26 protein-coding genes and 3 tRNA genes are annotated in these 26,350 nt (G+C 75.5%); 17 read left to right on the top strand and 12 right to left on the bottom strand.

Translation table 11 applies throughout. From position 1 onward, the window contains the following. Positions 1-155 precede the first annotated feature (155 nt). The 4 genes from ACI79B_RS03965 to ACI79B_RS03950 form a co-directional block, all read right to left on the bottom strand. Entirely contained in the window at positions 156-809 is a 654-nt protein-coding gene (locus ACI79B_RS03965; RefSeq protein ID WP_456929183.1) for a response regulator, read from the bottom strand. After that, on the bottom strand, positions 806-1,918 hold the full coding sequence (locus ACI79B_RS03960) for a sensor histidine kinase (RefSeq protein ID WP_456929184.1): 1,113 nt from the start codon (positions 1,916-1,918) through the stop codon (positions 806-808). The genes ACI79B_RS03965 and ACI79B_RS03960 overlap by 4 nt, the downstream gene beginning before the upstream one ends. 112 nt (positions 1,919-2,030) lie before the next feature. After that, positions 2,031-2,360, bottom strand: a complete 330-nt coding sequence (locus ACI79B_RS03955; protein WP_456929185.1) for a putative quinol monooxygenase — start codon at positions 2,358-2,360, stop codon at positions 2,031-2,033. A 133-nt stretch (positions 2,361-2,493) separates the two neighbouring features. After that, positions 2,494-2,874, bottom strand: a complete 381-nt coding sequence (locus ACI79B_RS03950) for a VOC family protein (RefSeq protein ID WP_456929186.1) — start codon at positions 2,872-2,874, stop codon at positions 2,494-2,496. 54 nt (positions 2,875-2,928) lie between these two features. Here ACI79B_RS03950 and ACI79B_RS03945 point away from each other — a divergent pair, with 54 nt between their 5' ends. The 10 genes from ACI79B_RS03945 to ACI79B_RS03900 all read left to right on the top strand — a co-directional run bounded on the left by ACI79B_RS03945 (position 2,929) and on the right by ACI79B_RS03900 (position 11,361). Continuing rightward, on the top strand, positions 2,929-3,741 hold the full coding sequence (locus ACI79B_RS03945) for a fumarylacetoacetate hydrolase family protein (protein WP_456929187.1): 813 nt from the start codon (positions 2,929-2,931) through the stop codon (positions 3,739-3,741). Beyond that, positions 3,738-5,228 carry a glutamate--tRNA ligase gene (gltX, locus tag ACI79B_RS03940; protein ID WP_456929188.1) on the top strand — a complete coding sequence of 497 codons (1,491 nt, stop codon included), beginning with the start codon at positions 3,738-3,740 and terminating at the stop codon, positions 5,226-5,228. Before ACI79B_RS03945 ends, gltX begins: the two co-directional genes overlap by 4 nt. A 173-nt stretch (positions 5,229-5,401) precedes the next feature. Next, positions 5,402-6,499 (top strand): CPBP family intramembrane glutamic endopeptidase, encoded by a 1,098-nt coding sequence (locus tag ACI79B_RS03935; protein WP_456929189.1) that lies wholly within the window; start codon positions 5,402-5,404, stop codon positions 6,497-6,499. Between the two features lie 61 nt (positions 6,500-6,560). After that, positions 6,561-6,632 (top strand) — tRNA-Gln (locus ACI79B_RS03930). 45 nt (positions 6,633-6,677) lie between these two features. Next, positions 6,678-6,750 (top strand) — tRNA-Glu (locus ACI79B_RS03925). 114 nt (positions 6,751-6,864) lie between these two features. Next, a tRNA-Glu gene (locus ACI79B_RS03920) sits at positions 6,865-6,937 on the top strand. 130 nt (positions 6,938-7,067) lie between these two features. Next, on the top strand, positions 7,068-8,156 hold the full coding sequence (galT, locus tag ACI79B_RS03915) for a galactose-1-phosphate uridylyltransferase (protein ID WP_456929190.1): 1,089 nt from the start codon (positions 7,068-7,070) through the stop codon (positions 8,154-8,156). Then, complete coding sequence (gene galK / locus ACI79B_RS03910; protein WP_456929191.1) at positions 8,153-9,316, top strand: galactokinase; 1,164 nt, start codon at positions 8,153-8,155, stop codon at positions 9,314-9,316. Before galT ends, galK begins: the two co-directional genes overlap by 4 nt. A gap of 21 nt (positions 9,317-9,337) precedes the next feature. Further along, a complete protein-coding gene (locus ACI79B_RS03905; RefSeq protein ID WP_456929192.1) occupies positions 9,338-11,020 on the top strand; it encodes a sodium:solute symporter family protein in 1,683 nt (560 codons plus the stop codon). Positions 11,021-11,034: 14 nt separating this feature from the next. After that, positions 11,035-11,361, top strand: coding sequence for a hypothetical protein (locus ACI79B_RS03900; protein ID WP_456929193.1), 327 nt, complete (start codon positions 11,035-11,037; stop codon positions 11,359-11,361). Positions 11,362-11,404: 43 nt separating this feature from the next. On the opposite strand, the gene ACI79B_RS03895 is transcribed toward ACI79B_RS03900, so the two are convergent. Continuing rightward, the gene (locus ACI79B_RS03895) at positions 11,405-11,656 is read right to left on the bottom strand and encodes a hypothetical protein (RefSeq protein WP_456929194.1); all 252 of its coding nucleotides are present in this window, start codon (positions 11,654-11,656) and stop codon (positions 11,405-11,407) included. Positions 11,657-11,834: 178 nt separating this feature from the next. On the opposite strand from ACI79B_RS03895, the gene ACI79B_RS03890 reads away from it, so the two are divergent. Next, positions 11,835-12,611, top strand: a complete 777-nt coding sequence (locus ACI79B_RS03890; protein WP_456929195.1) for a helix-turn-helix domain-containing protein — start codon at positions 11,835-11,837, stop codon at positions 12,609-12,611. A 17-nt stretch (positions 12,612-12,628) separates the two neighbouring features. On the opposite strand, the gene ACI79B_RS03885 is transcribed toward ACI79B_RS03890, so the two are convergent. The 3 genes from ACI79B_RS03885 to ACI79B_RS03875 form a co-directional block, all read right to left on the bottom strand. Continuing rightward, entirely contained in the window at positions 12,629-12,856 is a 228-nt protein-coding gene (locus ACI79B_RS03885) for a hypothetical protein (RefSeq protein WP_456929196.1), read from the bottom strand. 158 nt (positions 12,857-13,014) lie between these two features. Continuing rightward, entirely contained in the window at positions 13,015-14,124 is a 1,110-nt protein-coding gene (locus ACI79B_RS03880; protein WP_456929197.1) for a sulfite oxidase, read from the bottom strand. 39 nt (positions 14,125-14,163) lie between these two features. Next, a complete protein-coding gene (locus ACI79B_RS03875; protein WP_456929198.1) occupies positions 14,164-14,826 on the bottom strand; it encodes an IclR family transcriptional regulator in 663 nt (220 codons plus the stop codon). A gap of 104 nt (positions 14,827-14,930) precedes the next feature. Here ACI79B_RS03875 and leuC point away from each other — a divergent pair, with 104 nt between their 5' ends. Continuing rightward, complete coding sequence (gene leuC / locus ACI79B_RS03870) at positions 14,931-16,349, top strand: 3-isopropylmalate dehydratase large subunit (RefSeq protein ID WP_456929199.1); 1,419 nt, start codon at positions 14,931-14,933, stop codon at positions 16,347-16,349. A 1-nt stretch (position 16,350) separates the two neighbouring features. Beyond that, on the top strand, positions 16,351-16,956 hold the full coding sequence (leuD, locus tag ACI79B_RS03865) for a 3-isopropylmalate dehydratase small subunit (RefSeq protein ID WP_456929200.1): 606 nt from the start codon (positions 16,351-16,353) through the stop codon (positions 16,954-16,956). A 22-nt stretch (positions 16,957-16,978) separates the two neighbouring features. Here leuD and ACI79B_RS03860 read toward each other — a convergent pair whose 3' ends face one another. Genes ACI79B_RS03860 through cofC form a run of 3 tightly spaced genes read right to left on the bottom strand, consistent with a single transcriptional unit; the run spans position 16,979 to position 20,698 of the window. Continuing rightward, positions 16,979-17,914: an NUDIX hydrolase gene (locus ACI79B_RS03860; protein WP_456929201.1), complete on the bottom strand. Its 936-nt coding sequence runs from the start codon at positions 17,912-17,914 to the stop codon at positions 16,979-16,981. Continuing rightward, the gene (locus ACI79B_RS03855; RefSeq protein WP_456929202.1) at positions 17,904-20,009 is read right to left on the bottom strand and encodes an RNA degradosome polyphosphate kinase; all 2,106 of its coding nucleotides are present in this window, start codon (positions 20,007-20,009) and stop codon (positions 17,904-17,906) included. Before ACI79B_RS03855 ends, ACI79B_RS03860 begins: the two co-directional genes overlap by 11 nt. A gap of 53 nt (positions 20,010-20,062) precedes the next feature. After that, positions 20,063-20,698, bottom strand: a complete 636-nt coding sequence (gene cofC, locus ACI79B_RS03850) for a 2-phospho-L-lactate guanylyltransferase (protein WP_456929203.1) — start codon at positions 20,696-20,698, stop codon at positions 20,063-20,065. 112 nt (positions 20,699-20,810) lie between these two features. On the opposite strand from cofC, the gene ACI79B_RS03845 reads away from it, so the two are divergent. From ACI79B_RS03845 to ACI79B_RS03830, 4 genes are read left to right on the top strand one after another with little or no spacing between them, the layout of a single operon-like run. Continuing rightward, positions 20,811-21,611 (top strand): lysophospholipid acyltransferase family protein, encoded by an 801-nt coding sequence (locus tag ACI79B_RS03845; protein WP_456929204.1) that lies wholly within the window; start codon positions 20,811-20,813, stop codon positions 21,609-21,611. Beyond that, positions 21,608-22,630: an NAD(P)H-dependent glycerol-3-phosphate dehydrogenase gene (locus ACI79B_RS03840; RefSeq protein ID WP_456929205.1), complete on the top strand. Its 1,023-nt coding sequence runs from the start codon at positions 21,608-21,610 to the stop codon at positions 22,628-22,630. Before ACI79B_RS03845 ends, ACI79B_RS03840 begins: the two co-directional genes overlap by 4 nt. Beyond that, positions 22,627-23,766, top strand: a complete 1,140-nt coding sequence (locus ACI79B_RS03835; protein WP_456929206.1) for a cystathionine gamma-lyase — start codon at positions 22,627-22,629, stop codon at positions 23,764-23,766. Before ACI79B_RS03840 ends, ACI79B_RS03835 begins: the two co-directional genes overlap by 4 nt. A 4-nt stretch (positions 23,767-23,770) precedes the next feature. Next, the gene (locus ACI79B_RS03830; protein WP_456929207.1) at positions 23,771-25,411 is read left to right on the top strand and encodes a TIGR03767 family metallophosphoesterase; all 1,641 of its coding nucleotides are present in this window, start codon (positions 23,771-23,773) and stop codon (positions 25,409-25,411) included. A gap of 75 nt (positions 25,412-25,486) precedes the next feature. Here ACI79B_RS03830 and ACI79B_RS03825 read toward each other — a convergent pair whose 3' ends face one another. After that, positions 25,487-26,224 carry a CDP-alcohol phosphatidyltransferase family protein gene (locus ACI79B_RS03825; protein WP_456929208.1) on the bottom strand — a complete coding sequence of 246 codons (738 nt, stop codon included), beginning with the start codon at positions 26,222-26,224 and terminating at the stop codon, positions 25,487-25,489. Positions 26,225-26,350 lie beyond the last annotated feature (126 nt).

Here is a 26,350-nt window from a genome sequence, read left to right as displayed (position 1 = left end):
ACTCATCGGGTCCGTTCGGTCGTTCCGACGAACCGGCCCGTCGCCTCGAAGCGAGCCAGGTGCCCGGGTCCGGGATCCGCAGCGCCTGGTCGTGCTGGGCTGGACGGGGTCGGCCGGGGGCGGCCGGCCTGCCCCGCGAACGGGGACACGGCCGGTCAGACCAGGTCGAGCGCGCGGGCGCGCAGCGCCGCCTGGGTGCGGTCCCGGGCGCCGAGCTTGCCCAGCACGTTGGTCACGTGGTTCTTGACCGTGCCCTCCGCCAGGTAGAGCGCCTGGGCGATCTCCCGGTTGCTGCGGCCCTCGGCCAGCAGCCGGAGGACGTCGAGCTCGCGGTCCGACAGCGGCACGACCAGCGGCTGGGGCCGCGGCCGCGGGGCGTCGTCGAGCTGGGCGAGGCGGGCGACCACCTTGGCCGCGACCGACGGCTGCAGCACCGACTCGCCCCGGGCGGCCGACAGCACAGCCTCGACCAGGCGGTCGGAGGAGACGTCCTTGAGCAGGTAGCCCAGCGCGCCGGCCCGGAGCGCGGCGAAGACGTCCTCGTCGTCGTCGAAGGTGGTCAGCGCCAGCACCCGGACGTGCGGCTGCTCCACCCGCAGCCGGCGGGCCGCGCCGATCCCGTCCAGCACCGGCATGTGCAGGTCCATGAGGACGACGTCGGGACGCACGGCCGCCGCCCGCTCCAGCGCCTCGTGCCCGTCGCCGGCCTCGCCGACGACCTCGACCTCCGGCCGCGCGCCGAGCAGGGTGACCAGCGCCTCGCGGAACAGCGCCTGGTCGTCGACGACGAGCACGCGGACGGCGCTCACCCGGGCACCTCGACCAGCAGTTCGGTGCCCGCCCCGCCGCACGACCCGACGGTGACCCGGCCGCCCACCCGGGCGGCGCGCTCGCGCAGCCCGAGCAGGCCGAAGGTGGGCCGGTCCCCGGGGGCGTCGGGGATGCCGCGGCCGTCGTCGCGGACCGCCAGCCGCACGGTGCCGTCCCCGCCGTAGGTCAGCGTCACCCGCGCGCAGGTCGCCCCGGCGTGCTTGCGGACGTTGGTCAGGCCCTCCTGCGCCGACCGGAACAGCGACTCCTCGGTCTCCTCCGGCAGCGGTCGCTCGGGGCCGGTGACCTCGAGCGTGGCGGGGAGTCCCGCGGCCGCGGCCTCGCCGGTCAGCGTCTCCAGCGCCACCCGCAGCGGCGGGCGGGACACGGGCGCCCGCAGCGTCGCCACCGACCGGCGCACCTCGGCCAGCGCCTCGCTCGCCTGGGACTGGGCCTTGGCGAGCACCTCGTCGGCGCGCGCGGGATCGGTCGGCAGCACCGCGCGGGCGGCCTGCACCTGCATCTGCACGACGGTCAGGTGGTGGCCGAGGCCGTCGTGGATGTCGCGGGCCAGCCGGTTGCGCTCGCGCGTGGTGGCGAGCTCCCCGGCCTGGGCGGCGTACCCGCGGAGCAGCTCGTTGGCCTCGGCGAGCTCCGCCCGCGCCCGCTGCGCCTGCCGGAGCAGGGCGGTCACGACGGCGGTGAACACCGCGGCGCCGAGCAGCCCGAGCGCGTTGCGGGCGAAGTCGGCCCACCCCATCCCGAGGTGCACCAGCGGCACGGCCAGCGTGACCGCCGCGGCGGCGGGCAGGGGGAGCAGCAGCACGCACTGGGCCACCAGCACCAGCAGCAGCAGCGTCGCCCCGACGCCGGCGTGCGCCGCGCCGAACAGCAGGACCCCGAGCGGCAGCTGCAGGCAGACGTGCCCGGCGGTCAGCCAGTACCGGCGCGGGGCCGGCTGCCGGGACAGCCACGGGAACGCCACCAGGCTGTGCGCCGTGTACGTCGTCCCGAGGGCGACGGCGAGCAGCGGGTGGGGGTCGTCGGTGGCCTCGACCGCGACGGTGAGCAGCGCCAGCAGGGTCAGCACCGCGAGCGCGCGGGTCACCCGGTCACTGTCGCGCCGTCGCCGCGCCGGGGTCAACCACCGGGCCGACGACACGGCAGTGGCCCCCTCCCGGCGGGGGAGGGGGCCACTGCCGTGTGCTCGACGCGGGGCGTCAGCTCCTGGGCGTGACCTCGCCCATCGGACCGAAGCCGGGGACCGACGGTTCGTCGACGTAGATGATCTGCGGCTGCTCGGCCACGAGGTCCGACATCCAGTCGAAGGCGGCCTTGGCGTGCGGGGTGGCCACGTGCGAGGCGCCGGCGTCGGCGTCCCGGAAGCCCTCGATGCAGACGAAGGTGTTCGGGTCCAGCACGCTGCGGGACCACTCGAAGAACAGGCTGCCCTCCTCGGCGTTCACCGCCGCCGCGTACTCGTCGGCCTTGGCCCGGAACTCGTCGATCCTGTCGGGCCGGACGGGGAACTTGATGACGATCAGGATCACGGGATCTCCTCTGGTCGGAGCGGGTCGAGGGTCAGCGCAGGGCGAGGGTCAGCGCAGGGCGAGGGTCAGCGCAGGGCGAGGGTCAGCGCAGGGCGAGGGTCAGCGCAGGGCGAGGGTCAGCGCAGGGCGAGGGTCACAGCGGGTCGAGCCGGCGGCGCAGCAGGCAGAAGGGGTTGCCCTCCGGGTCGGCGAGCACGTGCCAGCTCTCCTCGCCGGTCTGCCCGACGTCGGCCCGGGTGGCGCCGAGGTCCAGCAGGCGCTGGAGCTCGGCGTCCTGGTCGCGGTCGGTGGCGTTGACGTCCAGGTGCAGCCGCGGCTTGCCGGGGCCGGGCTCGGCCACCGGGGCGAACACCAGCGTCGGGGCGGCGGCGCCGAACCCGGCCTCCGGGCCGATCTCGACCGCCCCGTCGTCGTCGCGGCCGAGCACCCGGTAGCCGAGCACCTCGGCCCACCAGGCCGCGAGCGCCTCGGGGTCCCGGCTGTCGACGACGATCTCGCTCAGGCGGCAGGCCACCCGGTCACCGTAGGGCGGGCGGCGGGTGCGCGCGGGGTCAGTAGCCTCGACGTCGTGCGCATCGTCCGCTTCGCCTCGCCCTCGGGCATGTCCTTCGGAGTCCTCGACGGCGACGGCCAGGTCGCCCAGATCGAGGGCCACCCGTTCGGGACCATCTCCTTCACCGGCCAGCGGTTCGCCCAGGCCGACGTCCGGCTGCTCTCGCCGATCCTGCCGAGCAAGGTGGTCTGCGTCGGCAAGAACTACGCCGACCACGTGAAGGAGATGAACACCGGCGACGCCCCGGAGCGGCCGCTGCTGTTCCTCAAGCCCTCGACGTCGGTCATCGGCCCCGGCGACGCCATCCGCATCCCCGCCGGCAGCACCAACGTGCACCACGAGGTCGAGCTCGCCGTCGTCATCGGCGCCCGCGGCGCGCGCAACCTGACCCCCGAGCAGGTCCCGGGCAGCGTCTTCGGCTACACGGTCGCCAACGACGTCACCGAGCGCGACATGCAGAAGGCCGACGGGCAGTGGACCCGCGCCAAGGGCTTCGACTCGTTCTGCCCGCTCGGCCCCTGGATCGAGACCGACCTGCGCGGCCTCGGCAAGGACCCGGCCGACCTGGAGATCACCTGCACCGTCGACGGCGAGCCGCGGCAGGCCGGGCGCACCAGCCAGTTGCTGTTCGACGTCCCGACGCTGGTCAGCTACATCTCGCAGGTGATGACGCTGCTGCCCGGCGACGTCGTGCTCACCGGCACCCCGGCCGGGGTAGGGCCGATCCGGCCCGGACAGCGGGTCGAGTGCTCGATCGACGGCCTGGGCACGCTGACCAACACGGTCAGCGGCGCCGACACCGCCTCCACCGCGGGCGGTGCGCGATGACCGGCGTCCGCACCCGCTTCTGCCCCTCGCCGACGGGCATGGTGCACGTCGGCCTGCTGCGCACCGCGCTGTTCAACTGGGCGCACGCGCGGCACACCGGCGGCACGTTCGTCTTCCGCATCGAGGACACCGACGCCGCCCGCGACTCCGAGGAGTCCTACCGGCACCTGCTGGACTGCCTGCGCTGGCTGGGCCTGGACTGGGACGAGGGCCCCGAGGTCGGCGGCCCGCACGGCCCCTACCGGCAGTCGGAGCGGCACGAGGTCTACCGCGAGGTCGCGGCGAAGCTGCTCGAGGCCGGGCACGCCTACGAGTCCTTCTCCACCAACGAGGAGGTCGAGGCGCGGCGGCTGGCCGCCGGCCAGGACCCCAAGCTCGGCTACGACAACGCCGACCGCTTCCTCACCGACGCGCAGAAGGCCGCCTTCCGCGCCGAGGGCCGCGACCCCGTGCTGCGGCTGCGGATGCCCGACGAGGACCTGGTGTGGACCGACCTGGTCCGCGGCGAGGTCCGCTTCGCCGCGGGCACGGTGCCCGACTTCGTCCTCGTGCGCGGCAACGGCGTGCCGCTGTACCCCTTCGTCAACCCCGTCGACGACGCCCTGATGGGCATCACCGACGTGCTGCGCGGCGAGGACCTGCTGCCCTCGACCCCCCGCCAGCTCGCCCTCTACGCGGCGCTGCAGGACGTCGGCGTCGCCGGCGGCACCCCGCGCTTCGGCCACCTGCCCTACGTCACCGGCGAGGGCAACAAGAAGCTGTCCAAGCGCGACCCGCAGTCCAACGTCGACGTCTACCGCGAGCGCGGCTTCCTGCCCGAGGGGTTCGCCAACTACCTGGCGCTGCTGGGCTGGTCGATCGCCGAGGACCGCGACGTGTTCTCCACCGCCGAGATGGTCGAGGCCTTCGACGTCACCCGGGTCAGCGCCAACCCGGCGCGCTTCGACGTCAAGAAGGCCGAGGCGATCAACGCCACGCACGTCCGCGAGCTGCCGGTGGAGGAGTACGTGGCCCGCGTCGTGCCCTTCCTCGCCGGTGCCGGGCTGGTCGCCGACCCGCCGACGGCCGAGCAGGACCGGGTGCTGCGCGCGATCGCCCCGATGGCGCAGGAGCGGACGGTCGTCCTCTCCGACGCCGTCGGCCTGCTCGGCTTCCTCTTCACCGCGGAGGTGGCCGTCGACCCGGCCGCGGCGGCCAAGAACCTGCGCCCCGACGACGCCGCGGTGCTCGACGCCGCCGCCGACGCGCTGCGCGACCTGGGCGACTGGAGCCCCGCCGGCATCGAGCAGGCGCTCAAGGCGGCGCTGGTCGAGGGCCTGGGCCGCAAGCCGAGGCAGGCGTTCGGGCCGGTGCGGGTGGCGGTGAGCGGCCGCACGGTCTCCCCGCCGCTGTACGAGTCGATCGAGCTGCTCGGCCGCGAGCGCACCCTGGCTCGGCTGGCGGCGGCCCGGGCGACGACGGGCACGACGGGGGACACGGCGGGGTGACCGTCCCGCCCTGGGGACCGCCGCCTCCGGACCGCCCGCCGGCCCCGGAGGACGAGTCCTACACCGGCCCGCCGCCCACCGGCCCGTACGGGGCGCCGCCGCAGGTCCCGGGCACGCCGTACGGCGCCGGGGCGGCCCCGTGGGCGCCGGCCGGGGGAGGAGGGCCCGGGCCGGTGCCCTGGCCCCTGGGGCCGGTGCCGCTGCCGCCCGGCCCGCACGGCCCGGCCGGGCACGGTGCGTTCCCCCCGGGGCCGTTCCCGCCCGGCCCCCACCCGTACGCCCCGTTCCCGGCCGCGCCGTACCCGCCCGGCGTCGCGCTGGCGCCGCCGCCCGGGACCCCGCCGCACGACGAGCCGCAGCCCTACCTGCTCGCGATGCGCGCGCGGGACTGGGGCTGGTGGCGGCCGCTGCTGGGCCTGCTGCTGTTCACCGTCGCCTACGGGGTCGCCGCGTTCGTCGTGGTCCTCGCCGTGCTCCTCACCGGCGTCTCGCCGGACCTGCAGCTGCTCGACCTGGTCGACCCCGGCGTGCTGCTGCTCACCAACCTCTCGCTGATCGTGGCGATCCCCATCGTCTGGCTGGCCTGGGTGGCCGCCCACGGCATGGCGCCGGGGTGGTCGTCGTCGGTGCTCGCCCGGCTGCGCTGGCGGCTGTTCGCGCCGCTCACCCTCCGCGCGCTGGCCACCCTCGGCGTCGGCATCGCGCTCTCGGTCACCCTCGGCTACCTGCTCGACGACGGCGAGGTCACCGGGCCGGTCGACGACCTGGGCTGGCTGCTGGTGGTCGTGGTCCTCACCACGCCGCTGCAGTCGGCGGCCGAGGAGTACGTCTTCCGCGGCTACCTGAGCCAGGCGATCGCCGGCTGGATCCGCAGCCCCCGCACGGGCGCGGTGGTGGCCGCGGTGGTCACCGCCGCGCTGTTCTCGCTGGCGCACGCGCCGGGCGACGTCGTCACCTTCCTCGACCGGTTCGCCTTCGGGCTGGCCGCCTCGGCAGTGGTCTTCCTCACCGGCGGCCTCGAGGCGGCGATCGTGCTGCACGCGGTCAACAACGTGCTGGTGTTCGTCCTGGCCGGGACCCTCGGCGAGGACGTCGCCACGGAGGAGGTCCCGGCCGGCGTCGGGCTGCTGTACCTGCTGGTCACGCTGGTGTCGATGGGCGCCTACGTGGCGGTCGTGGCCGCCTCCCGCCGCCGGCTGCGGGTCGAGACCCTGACCGGGGCGATGGACCTGCGCGTCCCGGCCGTCGACCCGCGGACCGGGGGGTGGTGACACGTGCTCCGGGAACGTCGGGTATCGTCTTCCCCGGCGCCGCGAGGTGCCCGCCAAACCTTGGGGTATGGGGTAATTGGCAGCCCGACGGATTCTGGCTCCGTTAGTCTAGGTTCGAGTCCTGGTACCCCAGCGAGGAAGCACCATCTCCTCAACAGCACGACCAGCACCACCGCACGGCCCCGTCGTCTAGCGGCCCAGGACGCCGCCCTCTCACGGCGGTAGCGAGGGTTCGAATCCCTTCGGGGCTACAGCGCAGCGAGAGCCCCCGGTCACCGACCGGGGGCTTTCGCCGTTCCGGGGGACCGGTCGCCCGGACCCGGTCGCGGGTGCCGGTGCGGGGCGTGGCAGGATGGTCGCCGTCCGGCCCCGTCGTCTAGCGGTCCAGGACGCCGCCCTCTCACGGCGGTAGCGAGGGTTCGAATCCCTTCGGGGCTACAGCGCAGCAGGGCCCCCGGCCACCCGGCCGGGGGCCCTGCGCCGTTCCCGGCCCCCGAGTGGCCCATGATCGCGAGCGGACGTAGCGTTCCCAGGGCCCCATCCCGGGCCGGGAACGGAGGCGGACCTGGTGATCCGGACCAGTCGACGGCTGGCCGACGGCCGCGAGATCGTCTACTTCGACGCGGACGGCACGCCCGCCCGCGTCGCCGAGGACACCCGCGACCTGCCGCCCGTCGGCACCCACTCGCAGCTGCGCCGGGACGCGCTGCTCGGCGAGTGGGTCGTGATCGCCGCCCACCGGCAGACGCGCACCTTCCTGCCGCCGGCCGACCAGTGCCCGCTGTGCCCGTCGCGGCCCGGCCGGCCCACCGAGGTGCCCGAGGCGGACTACCAGGTCGCCGTCTTCGAGAACCGCTTCCCGTCGCTGTCGACCGCCGTCGACCGCGACGTGCCGCCCACCGCGCCCGGCGCCCCGCTGGCCGAGCTGCGCCCCGGGTTCGGCCGCTGCGAGGTGGTGCTGTTCACCAGCGACCACGACCAGCACTTCGCCGGGCTGGGCCGCGACCGCGCGCGGCTGGTGATCGACGTCTGGGCCGACCGCACCGCGGAGCTCGGCGGCATCGACGGCGTCGAGCAGGTCTTCTGCTTCGAGAACTCCGGTGAGGAGATCGGGGTGACGCTGTCGCACCCCCACGGGCAGATCTACGCCTACCCGTTCGTGACCCCGCGGGTGGAGAAGGTGCTCGCCTCGGTGCGCCGGCACCGCGAGGAGACCGGCGGGGACCTGTTCGCCGAGGTCGTGGAGTCCGAGCGCACCGGGCCGCGGGTGGTGGCGGCGAACGAGCACTGGGTGGCCTTCGTCCCGGCCGCGGCGCGCTGGCCCTACGAGGTGCAGCTGTTCCCCACCCGCCGGGTGCCCGACCTGCCCGCCCTCGACGACGCGCAGCGGGACGCGCTGGCCGAGGTCTACCTCGACGTCCTCGGCCGCTTCGCGCACCGCATGGACACCCCGATGCCCTACATCGCCGCGTGGAACCAGGCGCCGGTGCGCACCGGCCGCGAGGAGTGGTGGCTGCACCTGCAGCTGTTCTCGCTGCGGCGCGCGCCGGGCAAGCTCAAGTACCTGGCCGGCTCGGAGTCGGGGATGGGCGCGTTCATCACCGACACCAACCCGGAGGACGTCGCCGAGCAGCTCCGGAACGTGGTGGTCCCGTGAGCGACCTGCCCACCGACGAGGAGGCCGTGGCCCGCGCCGTCGCCGCCTTCACCGAGCGGTTCGGCGCCGCGCCCGAGGGCGTCTGGGCCGCGCCCGGGCGGGTCAACGTCATCGGGGAGCACACCGACTACAACGGCGGGCACGTGCTGCCGGTCGCCCTGCCGCACACCACCCGGGCCGCGGTCGCCCGCCGCGACGACGGCCGGCTCGTCCTCGTCTCCGCCCAGCACCCCGGCGCCGACGCCGACGTCGCGGTCGCCGACCTCGAGCCGGGCACCCCGGGCGGCTGGGCCGGCTACCCGGCCGGCGTCGTCCACCAGCTGCGCGAGGCCGTGCCCGGGGGCCTGAACCTGCTGGTCGACGGCGACGTCCCGGCCGGCGCGGGGCTGTCGTCGTCGGCGGCGCTGGAGTGCGCCGTCGCCGTCGCCCTGCGCGACCTGCTGGACCTGGATCTCGGCCCGGACGAGCTGGTCGACGTCGCCCGCCGGGCCGAGAACGACTTCGTCGGCGCGCCCACCGGGATCCTCGACCAGTCCGCGTCGGTGCTGTGCACCGCCGGGCACGCGCTGCACCTGGACACCCGCGACCGCGGCAGCGAGCAGGTGCCCCTCGACCTGGAGGCGGCCGGCCTGGCGCTGCTGGTGGTCGACTCCGGCACCACCCACAGCCACGCCGACGGCGGCTACGGCGACCGGCGCCGCGAGTGCGAGGAGGCCGCCCGGCGGCTCGGCGTCGGCCTGCTCTGCGAGGCGACCGGCGTCGACGCCCTCGCGCCGCTGGACGACGGCACCGGGCCCGGCGCGCTGCTGCTGCGCCGGGCCCGCCACGTGGTCACCGAGGACGCCCGCGTGGCGGAGGTCGTCGGCCTGCTGCGCGCCGGCGGCGACCCGCGGGAGGTCGGCCCGGTGCTCACCGCCGGGCACGCCTCGCTGCGCGACGACTTCGAGGTGTCGGTGCCCGAGCTCGACGCGATCGTCGAGGCGGCGCTGGCCGCCGGGGCGCACGGCGCGCGCATGGTCGGCGGCGGCTTCGGCGGGAGCGCGGTCGCGCTGGTCGACGCCGCGGCCGTCGACGACGTCGCCGCCGCCGTCACCGGGCGCGCCGGCGCCACCCGTTCCTACGTCGTGGTCCCCTCCGCGGGGGCCCGCCGCCTGTCCTGACCTGACCCGAGGGAGGCCCGAGTGGACGACCTGAGACTGGACGCGGGGTTCGTCGACTACCTGCTGGTGGCCGTCTACTTCGCCGTCGTGCTGATGATCGGCGCCGCCGCCCGCCGGCGGGTGTCCGACAGCCTGGACTTCTTCCTGTCGGGTCGCTCGCTGCCCGCCTGGATCACCGGCCTGGCGTTCATCTCGGCCAACCTGGGCGCGGTCGAGATCGTCGGTATGTCGGCCAACGGCGCGCAGTACGGCATGAGCACCGTGCACTACTTCTGGATCGGCGCGGTCCCGGCCATGCTGTTCCTGGGCGTGGTGATGATGCCCTTCTACTACGGGTCGAAGGTCCGCAGCGTCCCGGAGTTCATGCGCCGCCGGTTCGGCACCGGCGCCCACCTGGTCAACGCGCTCAGCTTCGCCACCGCGCAGATCCTCATCGCCGGCATCAACCTGTTCCTGCTCGCCACGATCGTCAACGCCCTGCTCGGCTGGCCGCTGTGGGTGTCGCTGATCGTCGCGGCGGCCGTGGTGCTCAGCTACATCACCCTCGGCGGGCTGTCGGCGGCGATCTACAACGAGGTCCTGCAGTTCTTCGTCATCGTCGCCGCGCTGCTGCCGCTGACCCTCATCGGCCTGCACCGCGTCGGTGGCGTCGACGGTCTGGTCGACAAGGTCACCGACGCCGGACGCGCCGAGGAGCTCAGTTCGTGGCCGGCCACGGAGCTCTCCGGCATCGAGAACCCGGTCCTGTCGGTGATCGGCATCGTCTTCGGCCTCGGGTTCGTGCTGTCGTTCGGCTACTGGACGACGAACTTCGTCGAGGTCCAGCGGGCCATGGCGACCAAGTCGATGTCCGCGGCGCGCAGCACGCCGGTCATCGGGTCCTTCCCGAAGATGTTCGTGCCGTTCATCGTGGTGGTCCCGGGCATCATCGCCACGGTCCTGGTGCCGGAGGTCATCGAGGCCCGGGCCAACGCCGACGCGGAGTTCGACTACAACAACGCGCTGCTCATGCTGATCCGCGACACCCTGCCCAACGGCCTGCTCGGTGTCGCGCTCGCCGGCCTGCTGGCGGCCTTCATGGCCGGCATGGCGGCCAACATCTCCGCCTTCAACACGGTCTTCAGCTACGACCTGTGGCAGCAGTACGTGAAGAAGGGCCGGCCCGACCACTACTACCTGGTCGTGGGCCGGTGGGCGACCGTCGGCGCCACCGTGGCCGCCATCGGGACGGCGATCATCGCGTCGGGCTACACGAACCTGATGGACTACCTGCAGACGCTGTTCGGCTTCTTCAACGCCCCGCTGTTCGCCACGTTCATCCTCGGCATGTTCTGGAAGCGGATGACGGCGACGGCCGGATGGGCGGGCCTGGTGTCCGGGACGCTGGCCGCGGTCACCGTCGCCTTCCTCAGCGAGGACGCGTTCGGGGCGGCGTCGCTGGGTGTGCTCCCCATCAGCGGCCAGGGCGCGAGCTTCGTGGCCGCCAGCGCCGCGTTCCTCGTCGACATCGTGGTCAGCGTCGTGGTCAGCCAGGTGACCGCGCCCAAGCCGGTCGCCCAGCTCGCCGGGCTGGTCTACTCCGAGACGCCGAAGGAGCAGCGGACCGACCCCGACGCGGCCCGGCTGCCCTGGTACCAGTCGCCGACCAAGCTCGCCGGCATCTCGCTGGTGATGGTCATCATCCTCAACGTGATCTTCCGGTGAGTCAGGAGCCCGACATGAGCAGCAGCACCTCGCGCTCCGGCGCCTCGCACCCCGGCGCTCCGGCGCACCAGGCCGGCGCGTTCGACGTCCGCAACGTCATCGCCGCCCTCATCGGGTTCTACGGCGTCGTGCTGGTCCTCGCGGGCCTGTTCGGGAACTCGCCGGCCGAGCAGGAGAAGACCGGCGACGTCAACGCGAACCTGTGGGCGGGCCTGGCCATGCTCGTGTTCGCGGCCGCGTTCGCGCTCTGGTCGCGGCTGCGCCCCATCGTCGTCGAGGCCCCGCCGGACCGGCAGGACCCCGAGGACGACGGCAGCGGCCGCACGGTCCCCGGGCACTGACCCCCGGCCCGCCGTCCCCACGGACGGCGGGCCCGGGCGCCGCTCAGCAGAGCAGCGCGGCGGCCACCGACTCCAGGTTGCCGCAGATCTCCACGGAGGGCGGGACCCCGCCGGTGTCCTCGACGGCGGGTTCGGCCGGGGGCGTCGTCCCGGTCACGGGCTCGTCGCTGCTCAGCTGCACGAGCAGGACGATGCCCACGGTGACGGCGGCCGCCATGAGGACGGCGATGACGGCGATGAGCATGCGGTGCGTGGTGGCCCACGCGCCGGCCGGGTGGTGGACGGGCACGGTCATCGGGAGCCCCTCTCCGGGTGCGGCCGTGCCGCCCCTGAGGCGCCGGTCCCGGGCGTGGCACACCCGGGGACGACGACGCTGCACCTCCGCCGCGACAGGCGGAATACGTCAGAGTGCGTATCCCGCGAGCGCGGCCGGGCGGCCTAGCGTGTCCGGCACGGCCGACGGGGGGTCCGCCATGGCCTCGGGGCACCTGCGCGCGCGGGACGCCGAGGACCTGCTCGCCCTGCTCCGGGCGGCGCGGGCCCTCGACCCCGGGCCGGTGCTGCCCTGGGAGCTGCTCGAGGGGCTGCTGCGCCTGGTGCCCGCCGACCTCGACCTGACCTCCCGGCTGGTCGACCATCGGGACCTCCGGACCGTCGTCGTCCAGGGCGTGCTGGCCGACGGCACCCGCGGCGTCGAGCGCGCCGGCGAGGACGCGCTGAGCGCCTCCTCCGGCGGGCTGCGCTCGCCGCTGGTCGGGCCGCAGCCCCAGCGCGTCCTGCGCCGCGTGCTGTCGGCCGCGGACCTCTCCCCGGGCGACGGCACCGGCCCGCTGCACCCCGAGGTGACCGCCGACGTGCCCGGGGAGCTGGTGGTGCCGCTGCGCGCGCCGCTCGGCGAGGCCCCGGTGCTGCTGTTCCTCCGCTCCGGCCGCACCCCGTTCGGCGAGCGGGACCGGCGGCTGCTGGAGCTGGCCCGGCCGCACCTGCTGGAGCTGTGGCTGCACGCCGAACACCGCCGGGCGGGCGTGCCGCGGCTGACCGCGCGGGAGTGGGAGGTCCTCGGCCTGGCCGGCGCGGGGCTGTACGCCGAGGAGATCGCCGCGGCGCTGCGCATCGCCGTCGGCACGGTGCGCAAGCACACCGAGCACATCCGGGAGAAGTGCGGGACGCACACCGTCGCCGAGGCGGCCGCCCGGTGCCTGCCGTACGGGCCGGGACCGGGTCAGCCGGTGGTGCGGTGGGGTGGCTGACCCGGTCCGCGGAGCCGTCAGCAGAACGGCTTGGCGAGGGCGACCGTCATGGCGCCGGGCAGGGCGCAGGCCTCCTCGGCCGGCGCCGGCGACGGCGCGACCGGGGCCGCGTCGTCGGTGGCCAGCAGCACCGTCAGGGTGACGGCGGCGACGACGGCGAGCGTCGCCACGACGGCGAACAGGACGAGCAGGGAGCGGTGGGCGGCGGCCCAGGCGGCGGCCGGGCCGTGCGTGGCAGTGGTCATCGGGAGGCCCCTCCGGGTGCGGCACGGGGCCGTCCCTGGGATGTGCCGACCCGGCGGTGGGTGACCGGGGACCACGACGTTCCGCCCGCGCCGGGCCGCGCGGAATACGCGACGGGGCGTATCCCGGGCGGCCCGCCGGCCCGGTCGTCCCGGCCGGCTCAGTCGGCGAGGACGGTGACCGGCACCCGCTGCACGAGGTTGTTGGCCATGCCCTGGCGGTTCCAGGGCTGCTCGACCGGCTGCGGGCCCTCGGCGTCGGCGGCGCGCACGACCACCTCGTACCCGCCGGGCTCCGCGTCCCAGGTGCAGGTCCACGCCCGCCAGGCGTGCGGGTGCGCCGGGTCGGGCGGCGCGAGGTCGGCCGGGGTCCAGGTGGCCCCGCCGTCGGTGCTCACCTCGACACCGGTCAGCGGGGCGCGGCCGGACCACGCCCGGCCGGTGAGCGTCACCGGGCCCGGCCGCAGGAACCGCTCCCGGGTCATGAAGTCGGGGAAGCCGGGCGGGGCCACCAGCGCCCGCGGCGCGATCCGGGTGACCGGCACGCCGGCCTCGTGCGCCTCGGTCTTCAGCCGGTAGGCCGTCGCGTTCTGGAACCCGTCGAAGGGGTGCTCGAGCACCTCGACCCGGGTCAGCCACTTCACGTGCGCCATGCCGTACCAGCCGGGCACCAGCAGCCGCACCGGCGCCCCGTGCTGCGGCGGCAGGGGAGCACCGTTCAGCTCCCACACCAGCAGCACGTCGGGCCGCAGCGCCTCGGCCAGCGGCAGGCCGCGGGTGTAGTCCTGCTCGACGCCGCGCTCGACCCCGTGGTCGGCGCCGGTGAAGGCGACGTCGACCGCGGCGGGGGAGACGCCGGCCTGGGCCAGCAGCGGCGCCAGCGGCGTGCCGGTCCACTCGGCGTTGCCGACGGCCTCGAGCAGCCACGGCTGGCTGACCGGGCGGGGCTCCAGCCGGGCGCGGCCGTTGCCGGCGCACTCGAGCAGCACCCGCGCGGAGACCGCCGGCCGCCGGCGCAGGTCGTCGAGGTCCAGCCGCAGCGGCCGCTCGACCGCGCCGGTGACCTCCAGCCGCCAGGTGGCGGGGTCGACGGCGGGGATGTCGTAGTGGGTGAGCACGTAGTGCAGGCCCGGCGGCGTGACGTCGTAGCGCAGCGCCTCGAGCGGCAGGCCGTGGTTGCGGGTGGCCAGCGCGAGCTCGTCCAGGCCGATGCCCTCACCGGGCCCGGCGATCCGGGCCCGCCCGCGCTGCCGGGGCTCCGTGGCGGTCATGGGAGGAGTCTCCGCCCCGCGGCCGCCGGCGAGAACCTCCTAGGAGGCGGCCCGGGCGATCGCCGCCGCCGTCTCCAGGACCGCGCCGACCACCTCGGGGCTCGGCCGGCGGCCCAGCCGCTCGACCGGGCCGGAGATCGACACCGCGCCGAGCACGGCGCCCGCCGGGTCGCGCACCGGCGCCGACAGCGAGGCCACCCCGGCCTCGCGCTCGGCCACGCTGTGCGCCCACCCGCGCCGGCGGACGTCGAGCAGCGTGCGGGCGGTGAAGCTCGCCTGCGGCAGCAGCGGCGTGACCTCCTCCGGCGGCGCGAAGGCCAGCAGCGCGTGCGCCGCCGACCCCGCCGTCATGGGCAGCCGCGCGCCCACCGGCACCGTGTCGCGCAGCCCGTGCGCCCGCTCGGCGGCGGCGACGCACACCCGCGACCCGCCCTCGCGGACGTAGAACTGGGCGCTCTCCCCGCTGGCGTCGCGCAGCGCCGCGAGGTGCCGGCCGGCGACCCGGGCCAGGTCGGCGCTGCCGTGGCTGAGCTCGGCCAGGGCGGGACCGGGCGCCCAGGTGCCCGCCGGCGTGCGCCGGAGCAGCCGGTGGCCCTCCAGCGCGACGGCCAGCCGGTGGGCGGTCGCCCGCGGCAGGTCGGTGCGCGCGACGAGGTCGGCGAGCGACGCCGGCTCCTGCGCGACGGCGCGGAGGATGGCCACCGCTTTGTCCAGAACGGCGACGGGGTTAGGCTGTCCCACACAGCGATACTCTCATCCCACACAGTGAGATGCCACCGTGGGATGACCCGATCGGGAGGGACCCCGTGCCGAAGACCCTGGCGGAGAAGGTCTACGACGCCCACGTCGTGCGCAGTGCCGCGGGCGAGCCGGACCTGCTCTACATCGACCTGCACCTCGTGCACGAGGTCACCAGCCCGCAGGCGTTCGACGGGCTCCGGGCCGCCGGCCGCCCGGTCCGCCGACCCGACCTCACCATGGCCACCGAGGACCACAACGTCCCGACGCTCGACGTCCTCGCGCCGATCGCCGACCCGGTCAGCCGGGCGCAGGTCGAGGCGCTGCGGCGGAACGCGGCGGAGTTCGGCATCCGGCTGGCCCCGATGGGCGACCGCGACCAGGGCATCGTGCACGTCATCGGCCCGCAGCTGGGGCTGACCCAGCCGGGCACGACGATCGTCTGCGGCGACAGCCACACCTCCACCCACGGCGCCTTCGGCGCGCTGGCGTTCGGCATCGGCACCAGCGAGGTCGAGCACGTGCTGGCCACCCAGACGCTGCCGCAGTACCGGCCCAAGCAGATGGCGGTCACGGTGAACGGGGAGCTCCCCGAGGGCGTCTCGTCGAAGGACGTCATCCTCGCCGTCATCGCGCGGATCGGCACCAACGGCGCCGCCGGCCACGTCATCGAGTACCGCGGCAGCGCCATCGAGGCGCTGTCGATGGAGGCCCGGATGACGATCTGCAACATGTCGATCGAGGCCGGCGCCCGCGCCGGGATGATCGCCCCCGACGAGACGACGTTCGCCTACCTGCGGGGCCGCCCGCACGCCCCGCAGGGCGCCGACTGGGACGCCGCCGTCGCGCACTGGCGCACGCTGCGCACCGACGAGGGCGCCATCTTCGACACCGAGGTCGTCCTCGACGCCGCGGAGCTGTCGCCGTTCGTCACCTGGGGCACCAACCCCGGCCAGGGCCTGCCCCTGACCGGGCGGGTGCCCGACCCGGCCGACTTCGCCGACGACAACGAGCGCCGCGCCGCCGAGCAGGCGCTGGCCTACATGGGCCTGACGCCGGGCACGCCGCTGCGCGAGATCGAGGTGGACACCGTCTTCCTCGGCTCCTGCACCAACGGCCGGATCGAGGACCTGCGCACCGCCGCCGAGCTGCTGCGCGGCAAGCGGATCGACGCCCACACCCGGATGCTCGTCGTCCCCGGGTCGATCGGGGTCAAGCTGCAGGCCGAGGCCGAGGGCCTGGACGAGGTGTTCACCGAGGCCGGGGCCGAGTGGCGCGGCGCCGGGTGCTCGATGTGCCTGGGCATGAACCCCGACCAGCTCGAGCCGGGGGAGCGGTCGGCGTCGACCAGCAACCGCAACTTCCAGGGCCGGCAGGGCAAGGGCGGGCGCACGCACCTCGTGTCGCCGTCCGTCGCCGCCGCCACCGCGCTCACCGGCCGGCTGACCGCCCCCGCCGACCTCGCCGACGTCCCCGCTGGAGTCTGAGATGCAGCCGTTCACCACGCACACCGGCACCGCGGCCCCGCTGCGCCGCAGCGCCGTCGACACCGACCAGATCATCCCGGCCGAGTACCTCAAGCGGATCACCCGCACCGGGTTCGAGGACGGCCTGTTCGTCGCCTGGCGCACCAACGAGCCGGACTTCGTGCTCAACCAGCCGCACCACGCCGACGCCTCGATCCTGGTCGCCGGCCCCGACTTCGGCACCGGCTCCTCGCGGGAGCACGCCTGCTGGGCGCTGCTCGACGGCGGCTTCCGCGTCGTGATCAGCTCGCGGTTCGCCGACATCTTCCGGAACAACTCGACCAAGTCGGGCCTGCTGACCGTCGTCCTGCCGCAGGCCGAGGTCGAGGCGCTGTGGCAGGCGGTCGAGGCCGACCCGGCGCTGCCGGTGACGGTCGACCTGCAGGCGAAGACGGTCACCTACGGCGACACCACGGTGCCGTTCGAGGTGGACGACTACATCCGCTGGCGGCTGCTGGAGGGGCTCGACGACGTCGGCCTCACCGAGCGGCACCTGACCGACATCGAGGCCTACGAGGCGCAGCGCCCCTCCTGGCTGCCCAAGGCGCTCCCGGCCCTCCCCGCCTGACGTCCGCCGACCCCGGCGCCCCTCACTCGGGGGCGTCGGGGTCCGGGCCGAGGTCGCGGTAGTAGTCGGCGAGCAGCGCGCCGGGGTGGCCGCCCAGCGCCCACACGCTGCCCTTGGCCGCCGGCGGGTACAGCCGCCCGGCGACGCCCTCCCACCGGACGCCGATGCTCATCAGCACCGACGGGATCGCCCCGCCCTGGCTGCACACCACGGTGACCCCGGCGCCCTCGCGCGGCTCCAGCAGCCGCTCCACGACGGCCAGGCCCGCCTGCGGGTCGGCGGCGAACTCCTCCTCGCCGAGCTCCGGCAGGTCGCCCACGGGCAGGCCGGTCCGCTGGGCCAGCGGCTCCAGGGTCTGCCGGCAGCGCACCCGCGGGGCGGTGAGCAGCTCGACCGGCCCGAACGCCGGCAGGACGTCGGCCAGCTGCTGCGCCTGCCGCCACCCCTTGGTCTCCAGCGGCCGCTCGTCGTCGGGGCCGTCCCAGTCGCTGCGGCTGCCGGCCTTGGCGTGGCGCACCAGCAGCAGCGACGGCGCCCGCGGGACGTCGTCGCGGGCGAGGTCGGCCAGCACCCGCCGGTCGTGCTCGTGGGTGACCAGCGCGGAGGCGTCGTCGAGGGGCAGCCAGCGCAGCTCGTCGACCTCGTCGTTGGGCTCGAACGGCTGCTCCGTGCCGACCGCCTGCATGAGCCAGTAGTCCACGTGCTTGGGCCCGGCGGCGACCTCGTAGAGGGTGCGCAGGCTGCGGCGGCCGAGCGCGACCCGCAGGCCGGTCTCCTCGACGACCTCCCGCACCGCGGCGGACAGGGCGTTCTCCCCGGCGTCGAGCTTTCCCTTGGGCAGCGACCAGTCGTCGTAGCGCGGCCGGTGCACGAGGACCGTCTCGACCCCGCCGTCGGCGGCCGGCCGCCAGACCACCCCGCCGGCGGCCGCGACGACCGCCGTCCGCTCAGCCGGCATGCTCGGTCACCCGGTGCATGAGGGCGGCCTGGTAGTCCCGGGTGCCGGTGCGGGTCCACTGGCCCTCGGAGCCGAGCTCCCAGCAGCGCACGCCGGGGGCCATGGCGGCGTCGAAGACCGCCTGCAGCTCCCGCTGGGCGGTGTCGTCGCACACCCGCAGCAGCACCTCGACCCGGCGGTCGAGGTTGCGGTGCATGAGGTCGGCGCTGCCGAGCCACCACTCCGGCTCGCCCGCGTTCTCGAACGCCATGACCCGGGAGTGCTCGAGGAACCGGCCGACGATCGAGCGCACCCGGACCGTCTCGCTCAGCCCGGGCACGCCCGGGCGCAGCGCGCAGATGCCGCGGATGAACAGCTCGACCGGGACCCCGGCGCCGGAGGCCTCGTAGAGCGCGTCGATGACCCGCTCGTCGACCAGCGAGTTCACCTTGAACCGGATGCCCGACGGGCGGCCCTCGGCGGCGTGCCGCGCCTCCCGGCGGATCTTCTCCACCAGCCCGGCGCGGATCCCCTGCGGCGCCACCATCAGCTGCCGGTAGGTGGTCTGCCGCGAGTAGCCGGTGAGCACGTTGAACAGGTCGGTGAGGTCGGCGCCCACCCGCGGGTCGGCGGTGAGGATGCCGAGGTCCTCGTACTGCCGCGCCGTCTTCGGGTTGTAGTTGCCGGTGCCGATGTGCACGTAGCGGCGGATGACGCCGTTCTCCCGGCGCACCACCAGCGCCGTCTTGCAGTGCGTCTTCAGGCCCACCAGGCCGTAGACGACGTGGCAGCCGGCCCGCTCCAGCGACCGGGCCCAGGTGATGTTGGCCTCCTCGTCGAAGCGCGCCTTGATCTCGACCAGGACGACCACCTGCTTGCCCAGCTCCGCGGCGGTGATCAGCGCGTTGACGATCGGGGAGTCCCCGGAGGTGCGGTACAGCGTCTGCTTGATCGCCAGCACGTGCGGGTCCTCGGCGGCCTGCTCGATGAAGCGCTGCACGCTCGTGGCGAACGAGTGGTACGGGTGGTGGACCAGCACGTCGCCCTCGCGCAGCGTCGCGAACACGCTCTTGGGCGTCTCGCCCTCGGACAGCCGCGGGTGGGTGGCCGGCACGAACGGCTCGTCCTTGAGCTCGGGGCGGTCGATGTCGTACAGCGCCCACAGCGAGGCGAGGTCCAGCAGCCCGGGCACCGTGACGACGTCCTGCGGGCTGACCTCGAGCTCGGAGACGAGGACGTCGAGGATCTGCGGGTCCATCGTCTCGGTGACCTCGAGCCGGACCGCGGGCCCGAACCGGCGGCGGGCGAGCTCCCGCTCGAGGGCCTGCAGCAGGTCCTCGTCGCGGTCCTCCTCGACCTCGAGGTCGGCGTTGCGGGTGACCCGGAACAGGTGGTGGTCGATGACGTCGAGGCCGGGGAACAGCAGCGACAGGTGCGCGGCGATGAGGTCCTCGAGGGGCAGGAACGTCGCCTGGGAGTCGACCGGCCCCACCGGCACGAACCGCGGCACGTTGTTGGGCACCTTGAGCCGGGCGAAGCGCGGCGCGCCGGTCTCCGGGTCGCGCACCACGACGGCGAGGTTGAGCGACAGGCCGCTGATGTAGGGGAACGGGTGCGCCGGGTCGACGGCCAGCGGGGTGAGCACCGGGAACACCTGGTCGCGGAAGTACTCGCGCAGCCGCCGGGTCTCGGTCTCGGCGAGGTCGTCCCAGTGCACGATCCGGATGCCCTCGGCCTCCAGCCGCGGCGTGACGTCCCGCTCGAAGCAGTCGGCGTGCCGGTGGACCAGCTCCTGGGTGCGCTCGGTGACCCGGGCCAGCTGCTCGCGGATGGTCAGCCCGTCGGGGGAGCGCACGGTCAGCCCGGTGCTCAGCCGCCGCTTCAGCCCGGCGATGCGGACCATGTAGAACTCGTCGAGGTTGCCCGCGAAGATCGCCAGGAACTTGACCCGCTCGAGCAGCGGCATCGACGCGTCCTCGGCCAGCTCGAGCACCCGCGCGTTGAAGTCCAGCCAGGACAGCTCACGGTTGAGGAAGCGGTCCGCGGGCAGCGGGGGCTGCTCCGCGGGCACGGGCGTCTCGGGCCCGGTGATCGGGGACGTCGTCTCGGCTGCCACGGCGCTCATCGTGCCCCACGCACGTGAACGGCCGGTGCCCCTGCGCGGTCCCGTCAGGCGGCCGGGCGCGGGAGCCGCGGCAGCAGCGCCGCCGTCGCCGTCCCGACGCCGAGGCCGGCGGCGGCGGCCAGGTCGGCGGGCGTGTCGACGTCGCGGCGCAGCCCCGGCCAGTCGCCGTCCAGCGGCACCGCGCCGGCGGCGGCGTGCGCGGCGGCGGAGTCCCGGCCGAACCGCGGGTCCAGCGGCACGCCGGCCGCGGTGAGCAGGGTGGTGCCGGTGCCCGCGGCGTCGGCGACGAAGCAGCGCGGCGCCGCCGCGGCCGCGGCCAGGGCGGCGGCCAGCTCCGCCGGCCGCAGCGCCGGCAGGTCCGACGACAGGGCGGCGACGGCGCGCCCGCCGCTGGCCCGGGCGCCGTGGGCGAGCGCCGGGTTGAGCCCGCGGTCGGGCTCGTCGGGCACCGTGCGCGCGCCGAGCGCCCGGACGGTGGCGGCCGCGCGGTCCTCGTCGGTGACGACGACGACGTCGGCCACCGCGGGGCAGGCGCGGGCCGCGGAGACGGTGTCGGCCAGCAGCGCCAGCACCAGGTCCGCGTGCAGGCCGGGACCGCCGCCGGTCAGCGGCACGAGGCGGGTCTTGGCCGCGGACAGCCGCTTCGCCGGGACGACCAGGGACCACCGCACGGGCACCATGTGAGCACACCGCCGCGGCCCGCCGCGGACGCCGGGAGGACCCCGGTGCGCACCCGGACCGCCCGGAGGGTCGATCATGTGCCGGTCGTCACGACCGAGCGGAGGTGTGCCGGTGACCGAGGAGCAGTCCTCCGGGACCACTGCGGTACAGCGGCGCGCGCTGCACGAGCGCGGCCGGCTGCCGTGGTCGCTGAAGCTGGCGGTCGCGCTCATCTACCCGACCACGTCGCTGGTGTTCCGGCTGCGCTACCGGGACGGCGACCGGCTGCCGCGCACCGGCCCGGTGCTGCTGGTGGCCAACCACGTGTCGGTGCTCGACCCGCTGGCCTGCGCGCGGCTGGTCTACGACAACGGGCGGGTGCCGCACTTCCTGGCCAAGCAGGCGGTGTTCAAGGGCGTCATCGGGAAGATCCTCCGGCACGCCGGGCAGATCCCGGTGGCCCGCGGATCGGCCGACGCCCGCGGCTCCCTGGCCGCCGCGGCGGCCGACCTGGAGGCGGGCAACGTCGTCGTCATCTACCCCGAGGGCTCGGTGACCCGCGACCCCGACTGGTGGCCGATGCAGGCGCGCACCGGCGTCGCGCGGCTGGCGCTGACCACCGACGCGGTGGTGCTGCCGGTGGCCCAGTGGGGCCCGCACCGGGTGCACGACTACCACGCCAAGAAGCTGCACCTGCGCTTCCGGGCGCCCGCCGACTACGCCGTCGGGGAGCCGGTCGACCTGTCCGCGCTCCGGGCCGAGGTCCGCGCCGGCCGGCCGCTGACCCCGGACCTGCTCCGCGAGACCACCGACCTCATCATGGGCCGGGTGCGCGACCTGCTGTCCGGCCTCCGGGGTGAACCGGCCCCCGCCTCGTTCGCCCCCCGGCCGGGGCGGTCGCTGCCCGGCGACCTCCCGGGGAGCGCTGCGTGAGCGAACTGGACCGCCTCGGGCGGGGCACCCGCGCCGCCGTCCTGGGCGCCGGCTCCTGGGGCACCACCTTCGCCAAGGTGCTCGCCGACGCCGGCTGCACGGTGTCCCTGCACGCCCGCCGGCCGGAGCTGGCCCGGGCGATCGCCGAGACCGGGGAGAACGCCGAGTACCTGCCCGGCGTGCCGCTGCCCCGCGCGCTGACGGCGACCCCCGACGCCGCGGAGGCCCTCGACGGCGCCGACGTCGTGGTGCTCGCCGTCCCCTCCCAGTCGCTGCGCACCAACCTGCTCGAGTGGGCGCCGCTGCTGCCCCCGGACGCGACGCTGCTGTCGCTGATGAAGGGCGTCGAGCTCGGCACGACCAAGCGGATGAGCGAGGTCATCTGCGAGGTCACCGGCGCGGGCCCGGACCGGGTGGCGGCGCTGTCGGGGCCGAACCTGGCGCGGGAGATCGCCGAGGAGCAGCCGGCCGCCACCGTCATCGCCTGCACCGACGCCGACCGGGCCGCCGCGCTGCAGGCCGCCTGCCACACCGTGTACTTCCGGCCGTACACCAACTCCGACCTCGTCGGCTGCGAGCTCGGCGGCGCGGTGAAGAACGTCATCGCGCTGGCCTGCGGCATCGCCGAGGGGATGGGCTTCGGCGACAACACCCGGGCGTCCCTGATCACCCGCGGCCTGGCCGAGACCACCCGCCTGGGCGTGGCCCTGGGCGCGGAGCCCTCGACCTTCGCCGGGCTGGCGGGGCTGGGGGACCTGGTGGCCACCTGCAGCTCGCCGCTGTCGCGCAACCGCACGTTCGGGGAGAAGCTGGGGCGGGGCCTGTCGCTGGAGGAGGTGCAGGCCACCACCCGGCAGACCGCCGAGGGGGTCAAGAGCTGCCGCCCGGTGCTGGACCTGGCCCGCGCGCACGGCGTGGACGTGCCGGTGACCGAGGCGGTCGTGCGGGTCTGCCACGAGGGCGTGCCGGCCGCGCAGATGGTGAAGGAGATCATGTCCAGGGAGGCCAAGCCGGAGTGACGACGCTCCCCGCTGGGTGGGGCGACGGCACCCGCGCGGTCCGGGCGGGCGACGCCCCGCCGGTGCCGGGCACCCCGCTGCGCCCCTCGCCGGTGTTCGCCGCCCCCTTCCACCTCGGCGACCGCCCGCCGCGCGCGGACGGCGCCGACGCCTACGCCCGCACCGAGCACCCGACGTTCCGGGCGTTCGAGGAGGCCGTCGGCGAGCTCGACGGCGGCCGCTGCCTCGCCTTCTCCACCGGCATGGCCGCGGTCACCGCCGCGGTGACGGCGCTGGTGTCGGCCGGCGACCGCCTGGTGCTGCCCGCCGACGGCTACTACGCGACCCGGCTGCTCGCCCGCGACGAGCTCGAACGGCTCGGCGTCCGGGTGGAGTACGTGCCGACGACCGGGATCGGCGACGTCGCCGCCCGCGGGGACCTCGACGGCGCCCGGATGGTCCTCCTCGAGACGCCGAGCAACCCGCAGCTCGACGTCTGCGACGTCGCGGCGGTGGCCCGCGCGACCCGGGCGGCCGGGGCGCTGCTCGCCGTCGACAACACCACGGCCACCCCGCTCGGCCAGCGGCCGCTGGCGCTGGGCGCCGACCTCACCGTGGGCGCCGACACCAAGGCGCTCACCGGGCACAGCGACCTGCTGCTCGGCCACGTGAGCACCACCTCCGGCGAGGTGTTCGACCGGCTCAAGGGCTGGCGCGACCACACCGGCAGCACGCCCGGCGCGTTCGACGCGTGGCTCGGCCACCGGTCGATGAGCACGCTGGACCTGCGGCTGGCCCGCCAGGCGCAGACCGCCGCGGCGGTGGCCGAGGTCCTCTGCGCCCACCCGGCGGTGACCGGCGTCCGGTGGCCCTGGCTCCCCGCGGACCCCTCCCACGAGCTCGCCACCCGGCAGATGCTGCGGCCGGTCGGCGTCGTCTCGGCCGAGCTCGCCGACGAGGCCGCGGTGTCGCGGTTCCTCACCGCCAGCCGGCTGTGGACCGCGGCGACCAGCTTCGGCGGCGTGCACAGCACCGTCGACCGGCGGGCTCAGTGGGGCGGGGACGCCGTCCCGGGGGGCTTCCTGCGCTTCTCCTGCGGCATCGAGGACACCGATGACGTCGTCGCCGATCTCACCGCCGCGCTCGACGCCGTCTGACGGGATGAGCCGCACCACCCTCGACCGCGTCCTCGCGGCCGGCCCCGTGCTGCACGCCGGCCGGGACGGCGACTACCGGGCGCTCGCCTGGGCGGCCGGCGAGCCGCACCGGGTGCGCCGCGAGCTGGTCGGGCCGGCGTGGCAGCCGCCGCGCCGGGGCGTGCGGGCGGTCGCCTGCCTCGCGCACGTCACCGACCTGCAACTGGCCGACGTCTGCTCGCCGGCCCGCTTCGAGTTCTTCCACCGCTTCGAGGCCGACCCGCGGATGCGCGCGCTCGTGCCCATGCACCGGCCGCAGGAGGCGCTGACCGCGCACGCCGTCGACGCGCTGGTGCGCACCCTCAACGGCCTGGCCGGGGCGCCGCGGACCGGCCAGCCGCTGCAGGTGGTGGTCACCACCGGCGACGCCATCGACAACGCGCAGTGGAACGAGCTGGAGCTGTACCTCGCCGTCCTCGGCGGGGGAGTGGTCTCACCCGGCGCCGGGCTGACCGCCTACGACGGCGTGCAGGCCTCCGGATGGCCGCACGACCTGTTCTGGCGGCCCGACGACGACGGCGGCGTCCACCACGAGCGGTTCGGCTTCCCCGCCCGCCCCGGGCTGCTGGAGGCGGCGTTCGCGGCCTTCGCCGCCGAGGGGCTGCGGCTGCCGTGGCTGGGCTGCCACGGCAACCACGAGGCGCTCATCCAGGGCGTCGGCGTCCCCACGCCCGCGCTGGCCGCCGTCCTCGGCGCCGGGCGCAAGCCGGTCGACGTCGACCCCGCCCTGCCGCTGGACGACGCGCTGCACCTGTTCACGCACCGCTCCGAGGTCTTCACCACCGCCACCTCCCGCCCGGTGACGCCCGTGGCCGACCGCCGGTTCATCGACCGCCGGTCCTTCGTCGCCGCGCACCTCTCCGACGGCGGGGCGCCGGCCGGCCACGGGTTCACCGAGGAGAACCTGCGCGACGGCACCGCCTACTACGCCTGGGACGGGCTGCCCGGGGTGCGCGTGGTCTGCCTGGACACCACCCGGGTCACCGGCGGCGCCGCGGGCTCGGTCGACGCGGCGCAGGCGCGGTGGCTGGAGGAGCGGCTGCGCGAGGTGTCGTCGTCGGCGCCCGGTCCCGACGGCGGGCGGGTGGCCACCGGCAACGCCGACCGGCTGGTGGTCCTGCTCTCGCACCACGGGTCGGGCACGCTCACCCGCTCCGACGCCCTCGGCGGGCAGCCGGCCGCCGACGACACCGCGCTGGGCGCCCCCGAGCTGCTCGCGCTGCTGCACCGGTACCCGAACGTGGTGCTGTGGCTCAACGGGCACACGCACGTCAGCGAGGTGCGGCCGTGGGCGCACCCGCACGAGCCCGGCCGCGGGCTGTGGGAGGTCACCACCTGCGCCGTCGTCGACTGGCCCGGGCAGGCCCGGCTGGTGGAGCTGCTCGACAACGGCGACGGCACCCTGTCGCTGGTCTGCACGATGGTCGACCACGACAGCCCCGCCCGGCCGCCGGCCGCCGACGACCCCGCCGCCGGGGACCCCGCCGCGCTGGCGGCGCTGCACCGCGAGCTGGCGGCCAACGTGCCGTACGCGGGCCTGGGCTCGCCGCTGGCCGGCACGCCCGCCGACCGCAACGTCGAGCTGGTCCTCCGCGCCCCGTTCTGACCCGCGGCACCGAGCGTGTGCGCCGACGCGGGGTTCCGGCGTCCGGGGTGCGGCGTCAGCGCACCCGCTCGGCGGTCACCCGGCGGTGCGGGCGTCCCGGCGGCGGCGGTGGGCGGCGCGGGCAGTAAGCCAGCCGCTGAAGGCCAGGTAGTAGACGACGTAGGCGAACGACAGCGCGACGACGAACGGGTTCGGGTCGGGCAGCTGGGCGACCAGCACGGCGTAGGAGACGAACCAGACGGCGGTCAGCGCCATGCTCACCTGCCACAGCGCCTCGGTCCGCGACGGGTAGAGGTAGCGCACCGGCACGAACACCAGCACCGAGCAGACGACGAGCACCACGCCGACGGCCACCTGCGACAGGTCGAGCACGACCGCGTAGAACGCGACGACGTTCCAGTAGCTCGGGAAGCCGAGGAAGGTGTGGTCGTCGGTCTTCGCGTCCACCCGGCAGAACTGGTAGCTCGACGCCAGCAGCGGCAGCGCGGCCAGCACCCAGCCCACCGGCCCGTGCGGCAGCACGCCGGTGGTCCACAGCAGGACGACCGGGGCGAAGACGTAGGTCAGGTAGTCGACGATGTTGTCCAGCAGCGAGCCGTCGAACCAGGGGATCGTCTCCTTGACCCGCGCGCGCCGGGCCAGCATCCCGTCGGTGCCGTCGACCACCAGCGCGGCCAGCCCGATCCACAGCGCGGCCTCGACCTCGCCCTCGATCGCGGCCAGCACGAACAGCAGCGCCAGCACCGAGCCCAGCGCCGTGTAGGCGTGCACCGCGGCGCCGGCCAGCCGCAGGGGGAGCGGGTGCCGGCGCACGGCGGCGTCCCCCTGGTGCGCCGTCGTCGCCGGAGGTCGGGGGTCCACCGGAGGGGCCGCGTTCTCCCGCATCGCCGACGAGGTTCCCACACACCCCGCGTGCCGGCTCCGCGGGAGCCGGGGGAC

This window comes from Geodermatophilus sp. SYSU D00879, assembly GCF_054050375.1.
The sequence above is the reverse complement of the archived record's forward strand: the minus strand, read 5'-3'. Positions and strand labels throughout refer to the sequence as shown.